The 18,433-nt window shown below is 62.1% G+C and carries 15 protein-coding genes; 5 read left to right on the top strand and 10 right to left on the bottom strand.

Going from position 1 to position 18,433, the window contains the following annotated elements:
* Window positions 1–34 precede the first annotated feature (34 nt).
* On the top strand, window positions 35–2,605 hold the full coding sequence (locus FB009_RS01730) for an autotransporter family protein (protein ID WP_145157598.1): 2,571 nt from the start codon (window positions 35–37) through the stop codon (window positions 2,603–2,605).
* A gap of 9 nt (window positions 2,606–2,614) precedes the next feature.
* On the top strand, window positions 2,615–3,343 hold the full coding sequence (locus FB009_RS01725; protein ID WP_018209995.1) for a DUF6065 family protein: 729 nt from the start codon (window positions 2,615–2,617) through the stop codon (window positions 3,341–3,343).
* Window positions 3,344–3,551: 208 nt separating this feature from the next.
* Here FB009_RS01725 and FB009_RS01720 read toward each other — a convergent pair whose 3' ends face one another.
* The 5 genes from FB009_RS01720 to FB009_RS01700 form a co-directional block, all read right to left on the bottom strand.
* Window positions 3,552–3,716, bottom strand: a complete 165-nt coding sequence (locus tag FB009_RS01720) for a hypothetical protein (RefSeq protein WP_164497529.1) — start codon at window positions 3,714–3,716, stop codon at window positions 3,552–3,554.
* 146 nt (window positions 3,717–3,862) lie between these two features.
* The gene (locus FB009_RS01715) at window positions 3,863–5,380 is read right to left on the bottom strand and encodes a tripartite tricarboxylate transporter permease (protein WP_018209994.1); all 1,518 of its coding nucleotides are present in this window, start codon (window positions 5,378–5,380) and stop codon (window positions 3,863–3,865) included.
* Between the two features lie 14 nt (window positions 5,381–5,394).
* Window positions 5,395–5,886 (bottom strand): tripartite tricarboxylate transporter TctB family protein, encoded by a 492-nt coding sequence (locus FB009_RS01710; protein ID WP_011969883.1) that lies wholly within the window; start codon window positions 5,884–5,886, stop codon window positions 5,395–5,397.
* Window positions 5,883–6,827, bottom strand: coding sequence for a Bug family tripartite tricarboxylate transporter substrate binding protein (locus FB009_RS01705; RefSeq protein WP_011969884.1), 945 nt, complete (start codon window positions 6,825–6,827; stop codon window positions 5,883–5,885). The genes FB009_RS01710 and FB009_RS01705 overlap by 4 nt, the downstream gene beginning before the upstream one ends.
* A 235-nt stretch (window positions 6,828–7,062) precedes the next feature.
* The gene (locus FB009_RS01700; protein WP_101804541.1) at window positions 7,063–8,130 is read right to left on the bottom strand and encodes an ABC transporter substrate-binding protein; all 1,068 of its coding nucleotides are present in this window, start codon (window positions 8,128–8,130) and stop codon (window positions 7,063–7,065) included.
* Window positions 8,131–8,207: 77 nt separating this feature from the next.
* On the opposite strand from FB009_RS01700, the gene FB009_RS01695 reads away from it, so the two are divergent.
* Window positions 8,208–8,885 carry a response regulator gene (locus FB009_RS01695; protein ID WP_011969886.1) on the top strand — a complete coding sequence of 226 codons (678 nt, stop codon included), beginning with the start codon at window positions 8,208–8,210 and terminating at the stop codon, window positions 8,883–8,885.
* Window positions 8,882–10,276: a sensor histidine kinase gene (locus FB009_RS01690; protein WP_011969887.1), complete on the top strand. Its 1,395-nt coding sequence runs from the start codon at window positions 8,882–8,884 to the stop codon at window positions 10,274–10,276. Before FB009_RS01695 ends, FB009_RS01690 begins: the two co-directional genes overlap by 4 nt.
* 96 nt (window positions 10,277–10,372) lie before the next feature.
* Here FB009_RS01690 and FB009_RS01685 read toward each other — a convergent pair whose 3' ends face one another.
* The 3 genes from FB009_RS01685 to FB009_RS01675 form a co-directional block, all read right to left on the bottom strand.
* Window positions 10,373–11,308, bottom strand: coding sequence for a substrate-binding domain-containing protein (locus tag FB009_RS01685; protein ID WP_375714206.1), 936 nt, complete (start codon window positions 11,306–11,308; stop codon window positions 10,373–10,375).
* A gap of 82 nt (window positions 11,309–11,390) precedes the next feature.
* Window positions 11,391–12,401 carry an ABC transporter permease gene (locus tag FB009_RS01680; protein WP_011969889.1) on the bottom strand — a complete coding sequence of 337 codons (1,011 nt, stop codon included), beginning with the start codon at window positions 12,399–12,401 and terminating at the stop codon, window positions 11,391–11,393.
* Window positions 12,402–12,477: 76 nt separating this feature from the next.
* Window positions 12,478–14,004, bottom strand: a complete 1,527-nt coding sequence (locus FB009_RS01675) for a sugar ABC transporter ATP-binding protein (protein WP_018209992.1) — start codon at window positions 14,002–14,004, stop codon at window positions 12,478–12,480.
* Between the two features lie 268 nt (window positions 14,005–14,272).
* Between FB009_RS01675 and FB009_RS01670 the strand changes: the two genes are divergently transcribed.
* On the top strand, window positions 14,273–15,304 hold the full coding sequence (locus tag FB009_RS01670; protein ID WP_011969891.1) for a LacI family DNA-binding transcriptional regulator: 1,032 nt from the start codon (window positions 14,273–14,275) through the stop codon (window positions 15,302–15,304).
* 366 nt (window positions 15,305–15,670) lie between these two features.
* On the opposite strand, the gene FB009_RS01660 is transcribed toward FB009_RS01670, so the two are convergent.
* Window positions 15,671–16,696 carry an ABC transporter permease gene (locus FB009_RS01660; RefSeq protein WP_011969893.1) on the bottom strand — a complete coding sequence of 342 codons (1,026 nt, stop codon included), beginning with the start codon at window positions 16,694–16,696 and terminating at the stop codon, window positions 15,671–15,673.
* Between the two features lie 97 nt (window positions 16,697–16,793).
* Complete coding sequence (locus FB009_RS01655) at window positions 16,794–18,335, bottom strand: sugar ABC transporter ATP-binding protein (protein WP_011969894.1); 1,542 nt, start codon at window positions 18,333–18,335, stop codon at window positions 16,794–16,796.
* Window positions 18,336–18,433: the final 98 nt, after the last annotated feature.

The raw sequence follows: 18,433 nt of genomic DNA, 5'->3' as shown, positions 1-18,433 counted from the left end.
CGGACTGCACGCCGGTTTCATCAGGGGGTAATGGATGCCGGACATTTCGCCGGGCCGCACAAGCTTCGCGGCCAGTGACAGGGCACTTCGCCGCTTGTCGATATTGAATGCTCATGTCTTGCCGGGGGCTCCGTCTGCCTCAAGCGATCGCATTCGGTGCGAATTCAACAAACTCCTTCTCGGTTCGGTTGCCTCGATTGCGCTCTTTTGCAGCCTCGACTCCGAGGCTCGGGCGGCCTGCGTCGAAACGAGCCCCGGCGCCTACGACTGCTCGGGGACGGGCCCCGGTCCAACATTTACAGGGCAGTCCGTTACGATCAATGCCGATCCCACCGCGAGCTTCACGAGTGATGTCTCGATCACCGGACCCGGCACGAGCACGCTCAACAATAACGGCACGCTCACCAACAGCCTGCGCGCCACGGACAACGACCGCTTCACGCTCAACAATCGCGGCCTGATCGACGGGACGATTTTTCTCGGCGGCTCGGGAGCGAACGTTATTATCAACTATGCCGGGGGCGACGTTCAGAACGGCGTCACGAGCACGGGAGATTCCCACGACACAGTAATCAACCGCGGCTTTTTTGCCGGGTCGATCGTTCTCGGCGACGGAAACGACGTGCTGGGTCTGATTGAGGGGACCGTCCAGACATCTGTCGATATGGGAGCGGGCGACGACCAGTTCACCTGGCTGGTCGGAAACATTGCTGCAACCGTCCAGATGGGCGAGGGCGACGACCGAGCGGTCTTCGGAAGCCTGACGCAGCAGAATCTCAGCGCCGGCAAGAGGGTCGACGGCGGTCTGGGAATCGACACCCTGGTGTGGGAGAATACGACCAACGACGATGGAGGCGGTTCGGGCGATCATCCGGAAAACATCGTCAACTGGGAGGAAATCGAGCTACGCAACGGCTCGGAAATGACCTTCATCTACAGCACCGGCAATCTGACGCTCGGCGATTCCGCATCCGGAACCGGGACGCTCTCGATCGACGAGACGAGCGCGGTCAGGGCTGGAAATTCCTTCGGCTATGGCGTCAGAGCGTTCGATCCATCGCAATTGGTGACGGTCTACAATGCCGGCATCATCGATATGACGAACGACACGGTGAATGTCGGTGATCTCCTGCACGACACCTTCACGGTCTACGGCAACTATGTCGGCCAGCAGGGTGGGCTGCAGCTGCACACGGTGCTCGAAAGCGACGATGCGCCCTCGGACAAGCTGGTCATCAGCGGCACGGGCGCGAGCGCCTCTGGCGGAACCTCGATTTTGATCACCAATGTCGGGGGGCAGGGAGCGCTGACGCTCGCCGACGGCATCAGGGTCGTGGATGCCACTGCCGGTGCAACCACTGAGGGGACTGCCTTCACGCTGGGCGCTCCCGTCGCAGCAGGCATTTTCGAGTATCAGCTCTATCGCGGCGGTCTGACCGAAGATCCGGACAACGACGACGACTGGTTCTTACGCTCCGGCGGCGTTTCGCCACCACCGCCGCCGCCGCCACCGCCGCCACCGCCGCCACCGCCGCCGCCACCGCCGCCACCGCCGCCGCCACCGCCGCCGCCGCCGCCACCGCCACCACCGCCGCCACCACCGCCGCCGCCGGGACCGTCGCCGATCACGCCGTCGGTACGGCCGGAAATACCCGGCTACATCCTGAAGCCAGCGCTTATGCAGAAGATGGGCGTGGCAGCCATTGGCACCTTTCACGAGCGGCAGGGCGACCAATTCCTGCTGAACAGCAACGGGTATCTCCCCGGAGCGTGGGGACGGCTGTTCGGCGAGTCGTTCGATCAAAGCTGGTCGTCTAAGATCAGCAGGTTCGAATTCGAGGTCAGTCCGTCCTTCTCGGGAGAGCTGTGGGGACTTCAGGCCGGTCAGGACTTGATCGGAGCCCTGCACGACGACGGAAGCCAGGATCGCGTCGGCGTGTTCTTTGCTTATACCGGCACGTCGGGATCGAACGGAGGCAATACGCTCGGGAGGCTGCAGGTCGAATCGGGCTCGATCGATCTCCATGCCAACTCGATCGGCGCCTATTGGACGCATATCGGAGCGGACGGCTGGTATGTGGACAGTATAGGGATGTACTCATGGCTGGATGGGGGTTCGAGCTCCGATCGGGGCATCGGGGTCGACACATCCGGGAACTCGACCGCCCTTTCGATCGAGGCGGGTTATCCGTTCAGGTTCGATAACGGATGGGTGCTCGAGCCACAGGGCCAGCTTATCTGGCAACATGTAGACCTGGATGACGCGAATGACCGCTTCACCGGCATCGACTATGAGTCCTTCGGAACATGGACGGGCCGTCTCGGTGTGAGGCTCGAAGCAAACACGACGATGAACGATGTTCCAGTCCAGCCCTTCGCCAGCGTCAACTTGTGGCATGATTTCGATCAGGACTATAAGGTCTCGTTCAACCGGGTTCCTGTCGTAACAGAACTGGAACAGACGTTGCTCGAATTGAATGTCGGGTTTTCGGCCCAGATGAGCGAGACGGTCAGCGTCTATGGCGGCCTGCAGTTTGCGACAGGCCTCGACGATGACGACAACAGGGGCTACGGCGGCAATATAGGCTTGCGCATCAAGTGGTAGATATTCCGCATGAAGAGATTGACCGCCTATGTGATCGACGGACATGAACTGACCATCCGTCCCGCTCCACTGGAGCGTGATTGGATGAACAGGACAAACCAGCGCTTTGCCTACCGTTGCCTGCCCTTGAACATTGCGAATGCGCATGGGTGGGAAATTCTGAACCAGGCCGGCTTTTCCACGGTGTGGGATGGAGGCGTACGCGAGAATGCCGTTCGCATTGAACCGGATCCGGGCACGCATGCGCCCGCAGTCAGCCACTTCGGAAGCGGAACGCTGACCTTTCATATTCCATGCCTGTTCAAGGCGGACGGCGGAACCGACCTGTTCGTGACGGGGCCGTTGAACAGGCCGAAGGACGGCATCGCGGCACTGACGGGTATCATCGAGACCGATTGGTCGCCCTACACCTTCACCATGAATTGGCAGTTCACCCGGGCGGGGCACTGGATCCGGTTCGAAGCGGGCGAGCCGATCTGTCACATCTTTCCGGTCTCGCGCGGCGGGCTTGAGGCCGTTACACCCGAAATGCGCAAGCTGTCGGAGAATCCGGAGCTCGAAGGCGAATACAAGGCCTGGTCGGACAGCCGGAACAGTTTCAACGAGGGACTGAGCGACCCGAACTCCGATGCGGTCCGGGAGAAGTGGCAGAAGTCTTATTTTCGCGGGGTGTGCCCGTCCGGGCGCAACGGGCCGGCGGATCACCGCAGCCGATTGAGACTAAAGCCCTTCGGCTGACGATCGTTAGGGAAGGCCGTTCCCCAAACGAAGGAGGCGTCGGCCATGGCGGCGCGATCCTGTCCACTTCATTTTTACGGCTTGGCGGCTACAGCGCCGTGCGTCTTATCAGACGCACAAAGGTCGCTGTAGCACTTTGATCTGCTGCATGATTTTGTCCTCCAATCGGATCCGACTAAAGGAAGCATGCAGTATGCCACCCGCCATGTCAGCCGTGGCGGTTGCCCGGGAAGCTTGCCGGATCGATGCCGAGGGTACGGAGATCCTGTGCCTTGGGCCGGCGGTGCCCTTCAACGGCAGCGGCTGCAGCGGTTGCGGCACCGAGCACGGCGAAGGCGCGGCCGATAAAGCCCATGCGGTTCTTGCTGGTCATCTCTTGCTCGCTTTCGTTTTCTATTCGATGAGCAAAAGATGGTCCCGGCAGGGTTGTTTTGCAATGCACAAAACCTCAGGCCAGCCATGCAAAGACGGCAGGCCCGATGGCCGCAGCCGACCGGACCTCCTCTGGCGAGGGATTGATCAGTCTTCGCTGGCGGCGAGCTGGGCAAGCATTTCACCGCGTCCACGGGCTCTGAGGATAAGCGGCACGATCAAGGCAAGCGCGGCAATCACCAGGAGCACTGCCGCGATCGGCGAGGTGAAGAGCACGGTAACGTCCCCCTGGCTGATCGAAAGCGCCCTGCGGAGCTGCTGCTCAGCAAGCGGCCCCAGAATGAGGCCGACGACGACCGGCGCGATCGGATAGCCGAAGATGCGCATGACGTAACCGAGCAGGCCGAAGGCGAGCAGCATTCCGAGCTCGAAGACGGAAGGGTTGGCGCCGATGGTGCCGAGCGTCGCGAAAAGCAGGATGCCCGCATAGAGCCACGGCTTCGGGATCGTCAAGAGCTTCACCCAGAGGCCGATCAACGGCAGGTTGAGGACGAGCAGCATGAAATTCGCGATAAGAAGGCTGGCGATAAGGCCCCAGACAAGCTGCGGATTGGTGGCGAAAAGCAGCGGCCCCGGCTGCAGCCCGTATTGCTGGAACCCAGCCAGCATGATCGCAGCGGTAGCGGTCGTCGGCAGGCCGAGCGTCAGGAGCGGCACAAGCGTACCCGCCGCGGATGCGTTGTTGGCGGCCTCGGGACCTGCAACGCCTTCGATGGCGCCGTTGCCGAATTCTTCCGGGTGCTTGGTCAGGCGCTTCTCGGCTGCATAGGAGAGAAAGGTGCCGATCTCGGCGCCGCCGGCCGGCATGGCGCCGATAGGAAAGCCGATAAAGGTGCCGCGCAGCCACGGCTTCCAGGAGCGCCCCCAATCCGCGGCATTCATCCAGACCGAGCCCTTGACCGCTTCCACCTTGTCCGGACCGCGGTCGCCTTGCGCAGCGATGAACAGCGTCTCGCCGATGGCGAACATGGCGACAGCGAGCGTGGTCACCTCGATGCCGTCGAGGAGGTCGGGTACTCCGAAGGAAAGGCGCGCCTGGCCGGTCAGCTGGTCGATGCCGATACAGGCCAGGGTCAAGCCGACGAAAAGCGAGGTGAGCCCACGCAGCGTCGAGTCACCGAAGGCGGACGAGACGGTCACGAAGGCGAGCACCATCAACGCGAAATATTCGCGTGGTCCGAAGACGAGCGCCAGCTTGACGATATAGGGCGCAATGAAGGCGAGGCCGAGGGTGGCGATGAGGCCGGCGACGAAGGATCCGATCGCCGCAGTGGCGAGCGCTGGGCCACCGCGGCCGGCGCGCGCCATCTTGTTGCCCTCGAGCGCGGTGACGATCGAAGCGCTTTCGCCGGGCGTGTTGAGCAGGATCGACGTGGTCGAGCCCCCATACATGCCGCCATAATAGATACCGGCGAACATGATGAGCGACCCGGCCGGATCGAGCTGATAGGTGACCGGCAGAAGCAGTGCGACGGTCAATGCGGGGCCGATGCCGGGCAGCACGCCGACGGCGGTACCAAGCGTTACGCCGATCAGGGCGTAGAGCAGGTTCATCGGCTGGGCAGCGACCAGCAGCCCCTGCAACAGGAAATCGAAAGTACCCATGGTCGTCGGCCTCTTTAGAAGAACAGGCGTTCAAGCGGCCCTGCGGGCAGCGACAATTGCAGGAGCTTGGCGAATACCGCCCATACGGCGAAGCTGAACGCAATGCCGACCGGCACGGTCAGCCACAGTCTGCGTTTGCCGAAGCCGCGGGCCGTGAGGGCGAAGAGAATGCCGGTGGCGATCGAGAAACCGAGCGTGTTCAAGAGCAGCATCTGCGCCGCAAGGCCGGCGACGATCCAGACGACCGGGCCTGCCTGTTGGTGCTCACGTTCGGGGAAGTCGCCACGCCAGGCCTCTATCGCCGTCCAGACCGCAAGCGCGATGAGACAGCAGGCGATCGCATAGGGCACGGTCATAGGCCCGACCTGAGAGTAGCCGGCAAGTCCGGTGAGGCGCGACACGTCCCAGAAGATGACCGCGGCAATTGCCGCCAGGACGACGGCGATGATCAGCGCCGCCCTGTCGGGGCGGCGCGTTTCGACGGAAGGGTTGTTCCCCTTGTTCATTTGACCAGCCCGATGTCCTTCAGGACGGTTTCCGTGGCGGAGATGTCCTTGGCGAGCTGTTCCTCGAAAGCATCTCCTGCGAGATAGGTATCCTGCCAACCCTTGGTCTTCAGCACTTCCTGCCAGCCAGCAGATTTCGCAAGCTTCTCGACATCGGCTTCGACGGCGGTCTTCTGTTCGTCGGTAAGGCCCGGGGCGGCGGCGACCATGCGCCAGTTCTCGACAACGACATCGACGCCGGATTCCTTCAGCGTCGGGGCGTCTATGCCCTCGATGCGCTCGGCGCTGGACACGGCGAGAAGACGCAGCGTGCCGGCCTTCACCTGGGATTCGAATTCGCCGTAGCCGGAGATGCCGGCGGTCACCTGGCTGCCGAGAATCGCAGCAAGCGCCTCGCCGCCGCCGGAATAGGCGATGTAGTTGATCTTGGTCGGGTCGACCCCGGCTGCCTTGGCGATAAGGCCAACCGCGATGTGGTCGGTCCCGCCGGCCGAGCCGCCTGCCCAGGAAACCGCGCCCGGATCCTTTTTCAACGCTTCGACGAGGTCTTTCATCGTCTGGATCTCGGAAGAGGCGGGAACGACGATCGCCTCATATTCGCCCGTGAGCCGCGCGATCGGCGTCACGTCCTTGAGGCTGACCGGAGAATTGTTGGTGAGGATGGCGCCGACCATGACGTAACCGCCGACGAGGAGCGCATTAGGGTTGCCCTTCTGCTGGCTGGCGAACTGGGCAAGGCCGATCGTACCACCGGCGCCCGGAACGTTTTGAACCTGCACGTTGCCGGAAATACCTTCCTGCTGCATGACGGTCTGCATGGAGCGGGCGGTCTGATCCCAGCCGCCGCCGGGATTGGCCGGTGCGATAATCGTGTAGTCGGCGGCATAGACCGGCAAAGCAAGGGCGCCGGCGAGAATGGATGCGAGAAAGACGTGTTTCAAGGTCGGTCCTCCGTGAGGCGCGCTTCGTCACGCGCACGTTGATTATCGTTCGCGAAGGGGAGAAGCGGCTGGCCGGCATCAGCGACGACCTTAGACCGGATTGGTGATTCCTCCCGATACGCTGCCGGCGTTCCGCCTCCACGGTTCGCCGACGACCTTAAGCAACATAGAAAGCTGACATTAACCTGACATCAAGTCAGCTTCTCGTAAATGACTCGTTTGTGTGCTCGTCTGTTCACTGCGATCGCAGCGTCTCGTTCCAGCGCGCGATCAGCCGTGCCCGCTTGACCTGATCGAGATAGACAATGAGGCCGGGGCTGACCGGCACGGGCTTCAACTGGCCTCCGAGCATTTCTCGCATGGTATTTGCCGTGTTCTCGCCGGCCACTTCGGGGCTGACGGCCGGAATCTGCAGCTCGCGCGCCATGATCGTCTGGCCCTCCTTCGACATGAAGAATTGAAGATATCGCCGGCCGAGTTCCGGCTCGGCTGCAGCCTGCGGCACTAATCCGATGCGCGACATCACGACCGTGTAGTCTTTCGGGAGCACGATGCCGACATCCGGATGTCGCGATGCCCAGTCGGCCGCATAGGAACCGAGGATGTTGTAGCCGAGCACGAACCGCCCGTCCGAAATCCTCTCCAGGATCGCCTGACTGGTCGAATAGAGTTTCACGCCCGCTGCGCCCATCGTCCGGATCACCGTCCAGATGTCGCCGAACTGCTCCTGGTCGCGTGACATGAAGAGGAAGCCGACGCCGGAGCGTTCGATGTCGTAGGTGCCGATGCGGCCGAAGACGGCATTGCCCTTGCGCTTGAGGTAATCGACGAATTCGGCGCGTGTCGCCGGCGGCCGCTCATTGCGGAAGCTCGGCTTGTGGTAGACGAAGACGGCCGGCTCGAAAGTCAGCGCGTATGCCGTGTTGCGCCAGTTCGCCCATGCCGGCCAGCGGCCGCTCATGGGCAGGTCGCTGCGCTGTGCATAGCCGTCATTGCTGAGCTTGACCTGCAGGTCCATGGCGGAGGAAAAGGCGAAATCGGCGGTTTTCTCTCCGGCATCGGTTTCCCTGACGATCCTGTCGTAGATCTCGCCGGTCAGCATGTCGTCATATCGGACAGCGACGTCCGGATTGGCACTTTGAAAGCCCTTGATCATCGGTCTCGCCAAGGGCTCGTCGAGTGAGGAATAGACGGTCAGGACTGGTGCGGCGGGGTCACCGGAGGGAGCCGGGAAAAACGCCGGCGCAGCCTTGGCCAGCGCGGCCGACAGAATCAAAAAACCAAGAGAAATCAAGAACCGCATGAAACCACAATGCCTGAGAGTGCTGCCGTTCACAAGCAAGCTCCCAACCGATAGAATGTTGCCGGGGAGAGGCGATATTGCGTATCTTGCTGGTTGAAGACAATCGGGCTCTGGCGGAGGGCCTTTCAACGCTTCTGCGCGGCAGCGGCTATGCCGTCGATGTCGTGAGCGACGGCGCATCGGCGCATGCGGTCGCTGCGGCAGAGAGTTTCGACCTCGTGATCCTGGATTTGAACCTGCCGGAAATGGACGGGCTGGACGTGCTGCGCGCCATGCGGGCACGGCAAAATCGTGCGGCGGTTCTCATCCTGACGGCTCGCGGTGCGCCGGAAGAACGGGTCAAGGGTCTGGATCTCGGTGCCGACGATTATCTGATCAAGCCGTTCGACATCGGCGAATTCGAGGCACGCGTGCGGGTTCTCCTGCGGCGGCAGGCGGGATTGCGGGCTTCCGTCGTCAGTTACGGCGAGGTCTCGTTGGATTTGACAACGCGGAGTTTCTCCTCGGCGGGAATGCCGATCGAGATCCCGGCGCGTGAGCTCGGCCTCCTGGAGCTCCTGTTCATGCGCGCCGGCAAGGTCGTCGCCAAGGATGCGATCGTGCAATCGTTGACCGACCTCGACGACGATCTGAGCCCGAATGCAATCGAGCAATATGTGAGCCGCCTGCGCAAGCGGCTGTCGCCCTACGGCCTCACCGTCCGGACCGCTCGGGGGATCGGCTATTATCTCGACAAGACGGCCGATCCCGAATGAACGTCTCCGGGATAAGGAAAGGCGTCTATTCGCTCCGGCGCAGGCTGCTCGGCTGGCTCTTGATCTCGACAGCCGTGATCGGCGTCGTCGCGCTGGCGGACACATACAGGGAGGCCGTCAAGACGGCGAACGCCGTCTCGGACCGGGTGCTGGCCGGATCGGCCCTGGCGATCGCCGAGCGTGTGGTCGTCGCCGAGGACGGTTCGCTGGAGGTCGACATTCCCTATGTCGCGCTCGAAATGCTGACATCTGCGGCACAGGATCGGGTGTTTTACCGGGTGGATGGCCCGCCCGGCGCGTTCATCACCGGGTACCAGACGCTGCCGTCACTCTCCGAGAATACCGGACAGTCGACGAGCTTCGCCGATGCTGTGTTTCGCGGCGAGCCCATTCGTGTCGCAGAGCTTCGCCGCTCCGCCTCAACGGGCGTCAACTCCGTTCCCTTCGTCGTCACCGTCGCCGAAACGACGATCGCCCGCCGCCGGCTCGCGCGGACGATCCTCATCAGATCGGCCTTGCGTCTGGCGCTGATGATCGCCGGGGCGGCAATAATCGTCTGGGTCGCCGTCACCTTCTCGCTGAGGCCGCTCTACCGGCTTGGGGATGCGATCGCCGAGCGCAGTCCCGACGACCTCCACCCAATCCGCGAACGTGTGCCCAACGAAGTTCAGGGGCTTGTCGATACCGTCAACTCCTTCATGGTACGCCTGCAATCGGCCCTCGACGCGCTGCGGCACTTCACCGGCAATGCCAGCCATCAGCTCAGAACCCCGCTCGCGATCATTCGCACGCAGCTTGCGTTGGCGCAGCGCGCGACCACGATCGAGGAAACCCGGGCGGCCGCGATGAGGGCGGACGAAGCCGTCGCCGATGCCGAGCGCATTCTCGCGCAGCTCCTGCTGATGGCGAAGATCGATGCCGCGGGCCGGAACGAGGCGCGGGGACTGGAGCGGGTCGACCTCGCCGGGCTCGCCCGCACCGTCACGGCAGATCACGTGCCTGCGGCGGGCGAAGCCGGCATTGACCTCGGCTTTGCCGGAGAAGGCGAGCACTGGGTCCGCGCCGAGCCCCTGCTTGTCGGCGAACTCCTGAAGAACCTGATCGGCAATGCTCTGCTCTATGCCGGTCGCGGGGCGGAGGTGACCGTGCGCGTCGGGAGCTGCGACCACTCGGTCCTGCTGGAAGTGGAAGACAATGGCCCGGGCATTCCGCCTGACATGCGCGAGGCGGCGCTCAAGCGTTTCCGGCGCGGCGGCGAAGAGGCGCCCGGTACGGGGCTCGGCCTGCCGATCGTCGAGGAAATAGCCGAGCTCTACGGCGGGAGAATGCGGCTCGAGGAGGGCGAGGGTGGTCTTGGGTTGAAGGTGGAAGTGATGTTTCCAGCGGGGTGAGGGGGTGGCCCCTTGCGCCGCGTCTAGAATGTAGAATCAAACGGCCTGCCCCGGAAACCCGCGGCAGGCCGTATCTTCACTATCTCCGACGCCCGATCAGAACGGCGAGTCGGGGAAATAGAAGTCCTTCGCGTTTTCCTTGGTTACCAGCGTCGCATCGATCGTGTAGACGCCGCGAACCGGAACCTGGCCGTAGAAGTTGGCAACCGTCATTTCGAGCGCCGTGCCGACCATTGCCGGCGGGTAGAGCACGTCGACGGGGATCATCTTGTCGCCGTCCATGACCTTCTTGATCATGTCCTTCGAGCCTGCGCCCGCCACGACATACTGGATATCCGTGCGCTTGGCCTGATCGATCGCCTGCAGCACGCCGACGGCCATGTCGTCATCCTGACACCATACGACATCGATCTGCGGGTATTTGGTCAGGTAATCCTGCATGACCTTGAAGGCGTCGTCGCGGTTCCAGTTGCCGTACTGGCGGTCGAGGATCTCGACGTTGGAGCCCTCGATGCCCTTATCGAATCCGTCTTGACGCTGCTGGTCGATCGGGATCGGCAGGCCGCGAATGACCACCACCTTCGCATCCGGAGTGGTTGCCTTGATGTATTCGCCGGCCACCTGGCCGAGCGCGGGGTTATTGCCGGCGACATAGAGGTCGCGCACGCTGCTGTCGTTGACCGAGGGCGCGCGGTCGACCAGCGCCACGAATTTGCCGTTGCTCTTGACCTCCTTGATCGCATTGACCAGCGGATCGGGGTCGGTCGGCAGTATCACGAGGGCGTCGATCCCCTGTGTTTCGAGGTCCTGCACGGCGTTTGCCTGGCTCGCCGGATCGGGCGAAGTCTTGACAATGACGTTGAGGCCCGGATGCTGCTCCATGAGCAGCTTTGCGACGCGCTCGGCATGGAATACGACACCGGCGGTCCAGCCATGGTCGGCCGCCGGGATCGACACACCGATCGTGACCTTCTTTTCCTGCGCATGGGCTGCGCCCGTCAGGGCCATCATGGCGATGGCCGCAATGCCCATTAATCCCTTTCGCATGCTTTGTTCCTCCCAATGGTTCAAGGTCTTGGCTTAATGTGGCCGGCTCTTTTGAGGTCCGCCCGCTTCACGATTTACGCACCAGCGAACGCTGGACGAGCATCGCGATGATGATGATCGCACCTTGCATCGCGCCGATCAGGTATTCGCTGATGAAATTCGACAGGAGCATGATGTTGCCGACCAATTCGAGAATGAATGCACCGCAGATCGTGCCCCAGACGCGGCCCGCGCCGCCCTTGAGCGCCGTGCCGCCGACGACGACCGCGGTGATCGCCTGCAGCTCCCAGAGAATGCCCGTGGTCGCCGAGGTCGAGCCGAGGCGCGGCACGTAGAGCAGCACCGCTACGGCGACGCAGAGCCCCTGGATTACGAAGGCGATGGTGCGCACGCGGTTGACGGCGATGCCGGAATAGCGGGCGACGTCGCTGTTGGAGCCAACGGCGACCACGTGTCTGCCGTAACGGGTGCGGTAGAGAATGAAAGCGGCAACGGCGGTAACGGCGAGGATGATCGCGATCGGAACAGGGACGCCGAATATGCTGCCGAAATAGGCGGGGCGGTAGAGTTCCTGTATTTCCGGCTCGCGCAGCGTGATCGCGCCCCCTTGCGAGAGCCAGGTCGTAAGGCCGCGATAGATGCCCATCGTGCCAAGCGTCGCAATGAAAGGCTCGATCCTGCCGACGGTGGTGATCAGTCCGTTTGCGAGGCCGCAGGCGCCGCCGACGGCAACCGCGAAGACGATTGCAGCCGTAAGCATCAACGCCGGATCGGCGATCACACCGGAATTCATGAAAATGATCATAAGGCTCGCAACGAAGGCCACCATCGAACCGACGGAAAGGTCGAGGTCGCCTGCCGAAATGACGAAGGTGGCCCCCACGGCGATAATGGCGATGAAGGCGCTGCGGGTGGCGACGTTTGCAAGGTTGTTGAGGCTGATGAAGTTGGGGTTGACCAGCGCGCCCACGATCAACAGCAGGGCAAGCGCGGCAAATGGCGCGACAGCCCTTAGATCCACGTCCCGCCAGGTGCGGCGGTGCGTTGTGCTTTGGATGCTTTCCTCGTTCACGCTCATGTTCGGATCAACCTCCCGCCCCGGAGTCCGGGGAAATCCCTATTCCTGTGTCTGCTTTATGCCGTGATCGACGCGGTCAGGCAGCAGCCATTTTCTTCAGTCCGGCCGCGTAGCGCATGATTTCTTGCTCGGAGATCTCGTCTCCTTCGAGCATGCCTACGATACGCCCCTCGCGCATCACCGCGACCCTGGTGCAAAGCCCGATGACCTCAGGCATTTCGGATGAGACGACGATGATCGAGCTACCGTCCCGCGCCAGCGCCGAGATGAAATGATAGATCTGCTGCTTGGTGCCGACATCGATGCCGCGCGTCGGCTCGTCGATGATGATGATGTCCGGTTCCGTCTCCATCACCTTGGCGAGCAGCAGCTTCTGCTGATTGCCGCCGGACATGCGCCTGGCAACCACATTGCCGTCGCGCACACGGATATCGAATCTGCGGCGGGCCCTTTCGAGTGCGGCGGCCTCGCTCGCCGGGCTGAGATAGCCGATGCGGGCATGGCGGCCGAGTGACTGCAGCGTCAGGTTTGCCGTCATGCCGGAATTGAGCAGCAGACCCTTCGCCTTGCGGTCCTTCGTCATATAGGCAAGGCCGCACCGGTTGGCCGCGTGGACGTCGCCGGAGGGTACGCTTTCTCCACGAATCGCCACCTCGCCCGAGAGGCGGTGCCTGAGGCCCGCGACGGCCTCCATGAGTTCGGTCCGGCCGGAACCGATCATTCCCGAGAATCCGAGTATTTCGCCTCTGCGGACCTCAAAACTGGCGTCCTTGACGTAATCGGTCGAGAGAGCATCCACACGCAGGACGACCTCTTCGTCGACATCAGGTTCGTTTTTGGCGGGATAGAGGCTGGACATTTCGCGGCCGACCATGAGCTGTGCGATCGACTCGCCGTCGAGCATGGATGTCGGGGCGGTCTTCACCCATTGACCATCTCGCAGCACCGTGACCCGGTCCGTCAGTTCGATGACCTCGTCGAGCTTATGCGACACGAAGACGAAGCTCGTGCCACGGTCACGCAGCTTGCGTACCTGGCGGAAAAGGAAACTTGTCTCTTCGCGCGAGAGAACCGCCGTCGGCTCGTCCATGAAGACGATCCGCGCGTCGCGACTGATGGCTTTGGCGATCTCGACCATCTGTTTTTCGGCGATGGACAGGCTCCCGATCAGGGCGTTCGCGTCCACGTTACAACCGAGAAGATCGAGAACCCGGCGCGTCTCGGCGCGCATATATTTCCGATCGAGCATGCCGAATCGCGTCACCTCTCGGCCCAGGAACAGGCTTTCGGCAACCGTCAGATGCTCGGCAAGATTGAATTCCTGGTGAATGATGACGATGCCCAGAGCTTCGGCCGCGCCATTCGCAGGAAAAGTCACCCGCTCGCCGTCGAGAAGGACCTCGCCGGAGGATGGCTGCTCGAAGCCCGAGAGAATCTTGACGAGTGTAGACTTGCCGGCCCCGTTCTCGCCCATCAGGGCGTGGATTTCGCCGGCGCGAAGCTCGAAATTGACGCTGAAGAGTACCTGCACGCCGCTGAACGACTTGCTGATGCGACGCGCTTCCAGCACGACGCGTGCTGCGTCGACCGTTTCCGGATCCATCGTTTCCCCCCTTTGCGGCTCCCGCCCGACAATGGAGACGATGTAAACCTTTACACCCGCTATGTAAAGGTTTACATCGGGACATACACAGGAATTTATTCGGCGGCCTTTGACGTTGCCTGCGGTGTGTGTAGTGTCCCGCCGTGTACAGCGCCGCGCCCCTAAAGAGGCGCAAAGGCCGCCGTAGCAGTTTGAATCGCCGCATGTTTTACCCTAGCGCCGAGGCTTTAAGGGAGACATGCGGTAGGGAGACGCAAGGCAGAGCGCAGTGTCGGATTCCACCCCCGCAACCATCGAGGACGTCGCCAGGATCGCCGAGGTGTCGATCGCAACGGTATCGCGGGCAATCCATACTCCGGAAAAGGTTGCAAAATCGACGCGGCTGAAGGTCAACCAGGCGATCGCGATCACCGGTTACACCACGAATGCCATGGCCCGCAGCCTGCGCCTCGGCCGCTCCAACATGATCCTGGTCGTTGCCCCCGATATTGGCGATCCGAACTTTTCAAGCATCCTGGTCGGCCTCGAAAACGAGGCGCGGTCGCACGGCTATGGCGTGCTGATCGGCCACACCCAGAACGACGCTCAGCGCGCCGTCGAATATCTCAAATTTCTGAATTCCAATCAGGCGGCCGGCCTGATTCTCTTTACCGGCATCCTGCCCTTCGGCCACGAAACAATTGCCGCGCGGTTGCCGCCGAGCGTCGGCATCTTCGAACCCGTATTCAACGGCGGCATACCCTATGTTGGGGTGGACGACGAGGAGGGGGCTCGCAAGGTGGTCGACCTCCTCCTTGCCGAAGGTCATCGCAAGATCGCCTTCATCGGCGACTCGCGGACCCGGCTTGCCTATAAGCGGCGTCGCGCCGGCTACGATGCGGGTCTCAATTCCGCAGGGGTTCCCGCGGAACTCCGGCTGGTCCAGGAGGGCGACGGCACGCTCGAGAGCGGCAGGGCCGCTGTCGAGCGTCTTTTCGTGCGCGATACGCTGCCCACCGCATTCATGTGCGTCAACGACCAGACAGCACTCGGGGTGATGATCGGGCTGAAGGCACGTGGCTACGACATACCGCGGGATTTCTCGGTCACCGGCTTCGACGACGTACCGCAGGCGACGTTCATGACGCCGGCCCTGACCACAATCCGCCAGCCTCGCACGCTGATCGGAAAACACGCCATGGCGCTTCTGCTGGAGCTGCTTTCCAACGGGCTCCCGGCGGAGATGGAAATCCTGCTGAGACCCGATCTGGTGGTGCGCAATTCCGTCTCGACACCGTCTCCGCGATGGCGGGAACGATAGGTTCAGCCTGCCGCGTCAGCGGATATTCGAGGCTTCAAAACGACCGCGTGCGGGAACTGAAGAGGGAAGCTGCTCCGCGGGTCTGAACCCCAAGCATCGCATTCCATAGCTGGAGCATGAAGCCGGGTTCGGCGCGTTTCGCAAGCTGGCGCTGCGAGGGCATGATAATTCTCCGATGGTTTTGCATGTCCGTCACATAGTCTATCTGTGATGCAAGAGCCAGACCGTAGTCATAGGGGCTGCATTGCAGGACGAGCATATGTCATTTCGCGAGAATATCTCTGCCAGACACGCTGACAGATAAGAAAATGCCGGGATAAACTTCTTCATCCCGGCCAGTCGCTCTGCTGGGAGGAGCAGTCTTTTTTACGCTTTTTTCCGGCTTTTCTGACGATACACGTCGACGACCACCGCAGCGACGATGATGATGCCTTTGACGATTTCCTGGTAGTAGGCGTCGACCCTGAGGAAAGTGAAGCCGGACGTCATCACGCCGAGGATCACCGTGCCGATCACCGTCCCGGTGATGCGGCCGACGCCCCCGGTCAGCGAAGTGCCGCCGATGACGGTCGCGGCGATCGCATCGAGCTCATACATGACCCCCATTCCGGCCTGCGCCGTCTGGGCGCGCGCGGCGGTGACCACGCCAGCCAGACCGGCGAGCATGCCGGCGATCGCATAGACCTTCACCAGATGCGCTTCGACATTGATGCCGGAGACTCGCGCGGCCTGCACATTGGCGCCGATCGCATAGGTAAACTTGCCGTAACGGGTGTAGCGCAACGCGATGTGAAATATAAGGGCGACGACGAGGAAGACGATAACCGGCCAGATGCCTGTGCCGATGAAGTTGAACTGCTCGGTGAGGCCGGAGACCGGCTGGCCCTTCGTGTACCACTTGGAGACGCCGCGAGCCGATACCATCATTCCCAGCGTGGCAATGAAGGGCGGGATCTTGGTTCTGGCGATCAGCTGACCATTAATGAAGCCGGCGAGAAGGCCGATCCCGACGCCGAGGCCGATCGGTATGATAGCCGGCAGGTCCGTCAGCGACGGATAAAGCGCCCTCGGCCATGTGGAGGCCTGGGCGACGCTTGCCGAGATCATCGCCGTCATGCCGACGACCGAGCCCGACGAAAGGTCGATGCCGCCAGTGATGATGACCTGGGTGACTCCCACGGCGATAATGCCGATAACCGAGACCTGCAGAATCATGATCGTCAGACGCTGCGTATTCATCAGAAAGCTCTGGCCGACGAAGAGCCAGCCAAGAATCTCGTAGACGAGCGCGATACCGATCAGCACCAGAAAGATGCTGAGTTCGGGCGGCATGCGCCGTCTTGAGCGAACGAGGGGCGAATTCGTGCCCTGCGCTGCGACATTGCTATTCATTTTCTTTCCTCCCTGCGCTCGGCAGCGCGCCGAGATCGGTTCCAAAAGTCAGAGCGGAAGGCGGGCGAAAACCGCACGCGCTTTCCCTTATCCCGCTCTAGCGCGCCGCAAGCTCCATCACTTTGATTTGAGTGGCGTCCGCCCTGTCCAGAATGCCGGTCACACGGCCCTCGTGCATCACCATGATGCGGTCGCTCATGCCGAGCACCTCCGGCATTTCCGATGAGATCATGATGACCGCGACGCCATTGCGGGCGAGCTCGGTCACCAGGCGGTGGATCTCGGCCTTCGCGCCGACATCGATGCCGCGTGTCGGCTCGTCCAGTATCAGGATGCGCGGATTGGTGAGCAGCCAGCGTCCGATCAGCACCTTCTGCTGGTTGCCGCCTGACAGATTTTCGATGCGTTCGTAGAGATTGGGGGTTTTGACCCGGAGCTTGCGGCTCATGTCCTCGCAAGCCGCAGCAACCTCCTTTTCGCTGACAAAGCCGCCCCTGACGAATTTGTCCTGGAGAACGGCGATCTGCATGTTTTCGAGAATGTTTAAAATGAGCAGGCAGCCGGTGTCCTTGCGATCCTCGGTGAGAAACGCCATTCGGTGGCGGATCGCCGTATTGGCGCTGTCGATCACCACCTTGTTGCCATCGATCGCGATCGTGCCCGAACTCGCCGGCGTGACGCCGAAGAGCGTCTCGGCCACGTTGGAGCGGCCGGAGCCGACGAGGCCGGCGACGCCTAGAATCTCGCCCGCGCGCACATCGAAGGTGACGTCGTGGAAGACGCCGTTGAGCGTCAGGTTCTTCACCGACAGCACCACATCGCCGATTGGCACGTCTTCCTTCGGGAACATCTGGGTGATTTCACGACCGACCATCATCCGAATGATGTCGTCTCGCGTGACCTCGTTGGAGAGGTGGGTACCGATATATTTCCCGTCTCGGAAAACCGAGAACTCGTCGGCGATCTCGAACAGTTCGTTCATCTTGTGGGTGATGTAGACGATGCCGATGCCCTGCGAGCGCAAGTCGCGAATGATCTCGAAAAGATGGGCGACCTCGCGCTCGGTCAGTGCCGAGGTGGGCTCGTCCATGATGAGGACGTCGGACTCGTAGGAAACAGCCTTTGCGATCTCGACCATCTGGCGGTTGGCGACGGAGAGGTGACGGACCTCGATCTCCGGATCGAGATCGATCTTGAGACGCTCGAAGAGCTTTGCCGTCATGCGGCGCATCTCGCCGTGGTCGACCAGGCCGAAGCGGTTCTTCGGTTCCCGGCGAATCCAGATGTTCTCGGCGACGGTCATGAACGGCATCAGGTTCAATTCCTGGTGGATCATGGCGATGCCGTTCTCGAGCGCATCGAGCGGCGATTTCAACCGGATACCGGCGCCCCTGAGCTTCACCTCGCCCCGGTCGGGATGGTAGATCCCCGCTAGAATTTTCATCAGAGTCGACTTGCCGGCTCCGTTTTCGCCCATCAGCGCATGCACGGTGCCGCGCTTAAGCTTGAACTCCACATCGTCGAGCGCAACCACGCCGGGAAATTCCTTGCGAATGCCCTCCGCCGTCAGAAGGTATTCGGATTGGGGAACGGCGCCACTGGCGCGCACGGCGGCCATTGTCGTGGGACTGAGTGTCATTCTCGTTGCCTCCCATGTTCCGGTTTCAGCCGGACCCCACGCGGTAGGCGGAACATGCCTTCCAGTCGGCTTTTGTGGGCCTGGACGGTAGGACGCGC

It is taken from the genome of Sinorhizobium medicae, from assembly GCF_007827695.1.
GTDB classification, from domain to species: Bacteria; Pseudomonadota; Alphaproteobacteria; order Rhizobiales; family Rhizobiaceae; genus Sinorhizobium; species Sinorhizobium medicae.
The sequence above is the reverse complement of the archived record's forward strand: the minus strand, read 5'-3'. Positions and strand labels throughout refer to the sequence as shown.

What these genes read in the sequence shown, in the direction of transcription:
- FB009_RS01725 (WP_018209995.1), top strand. Translation starts at nt 2,615, where the DNA reads ATGAAGAGATTGACCGCCTATGTGATCGACGGACATGAACTGACCATC.
- FB009_RS01690 (WP_011969887.1), top strand. Translation starts at nt 8,882, where the DNA reads ATGAACGTCTCCGGGATAAGGAAAGGCGTCTATTCGCTCCGGCGCAGG.
- FB009_RS01675 (WP_018209992.1), bottom strand. Translation starts at nt 14,004, where the DNA reads ATGGATCCGGAAACGGTCGACGCAGCACGCGTCGTGCTGGAAGCGCGT.
- FB009_RS01710 (WP_011969883.1), bottom strand. Translation starts at nt 5,886, where the DNA reads ATGAACAAGGGGAACAACCCTTCCGTCGAAACGCGCCGCCCCGACAGG.
- FB009_RS01700 (WP_101804541.1), bottom strand. Translation starts at nt 8,130, where the DNA reads ATGCGGTTCTTGATTTCTCTTGGTTTTTTGATTCTGTCGGCCGCGCTG.
- FB009_RS01655 (WP_011969894.1), bottom strand. Translation starts at nt 18,335, where the DNA reads ATGACACTCAGTCCCACGACAATGGCCGCCGTGCGCGCCAGTGGCGCC.
- FB009_RS01720 (WP_164497529.1), bottom strand. Translation starts at nt 3,716, where the DNA reads ATGACCAGCAAGAACCGCATGGGCTTTATCGGCCGCGCCTTCGCCGTG.
- FB009_RS01715 (WP_018209994.1), bottom strand. Translation starts at nt 5,380, where the DNA reads ATGGGTACTTTCGATTTCCTGTTGCAGGGGCTGCTGGTCGCTGCCCAG.
- FB009_RS01660 (WP_011969893.1), bottom strand. Translation starts at nt 16,696, where the DNA reads ATGAATAGCAATGTCGCAGCGCAGGGCACGAATTCGCCCCTCGTTCGC.
- FB009_RS01730 (WP_145157598.1), top strand. Translation starts at nt 35, where the DNA reads ATGCCGGACATTTCGCCGGGCCGCACAAGCTTCGCGGCCAGTGACAGG.
- FB009_RS01680 (WP_011969889.1), bottom strand. Translation starts at nt 12,401, where the DNA reads ATGAGCGTGAACGAGGAAAGCATCCAAAGCACAACGCACCGCCGCACC.
- FB009_RS01685 (WP_375714206.1), bottom strand. Translation starts at nt 11,308, where the DNA reads ATGGGCATTGCGGCCATCGCCATGATGGCCCTGACGGGCGCAGCCCAT.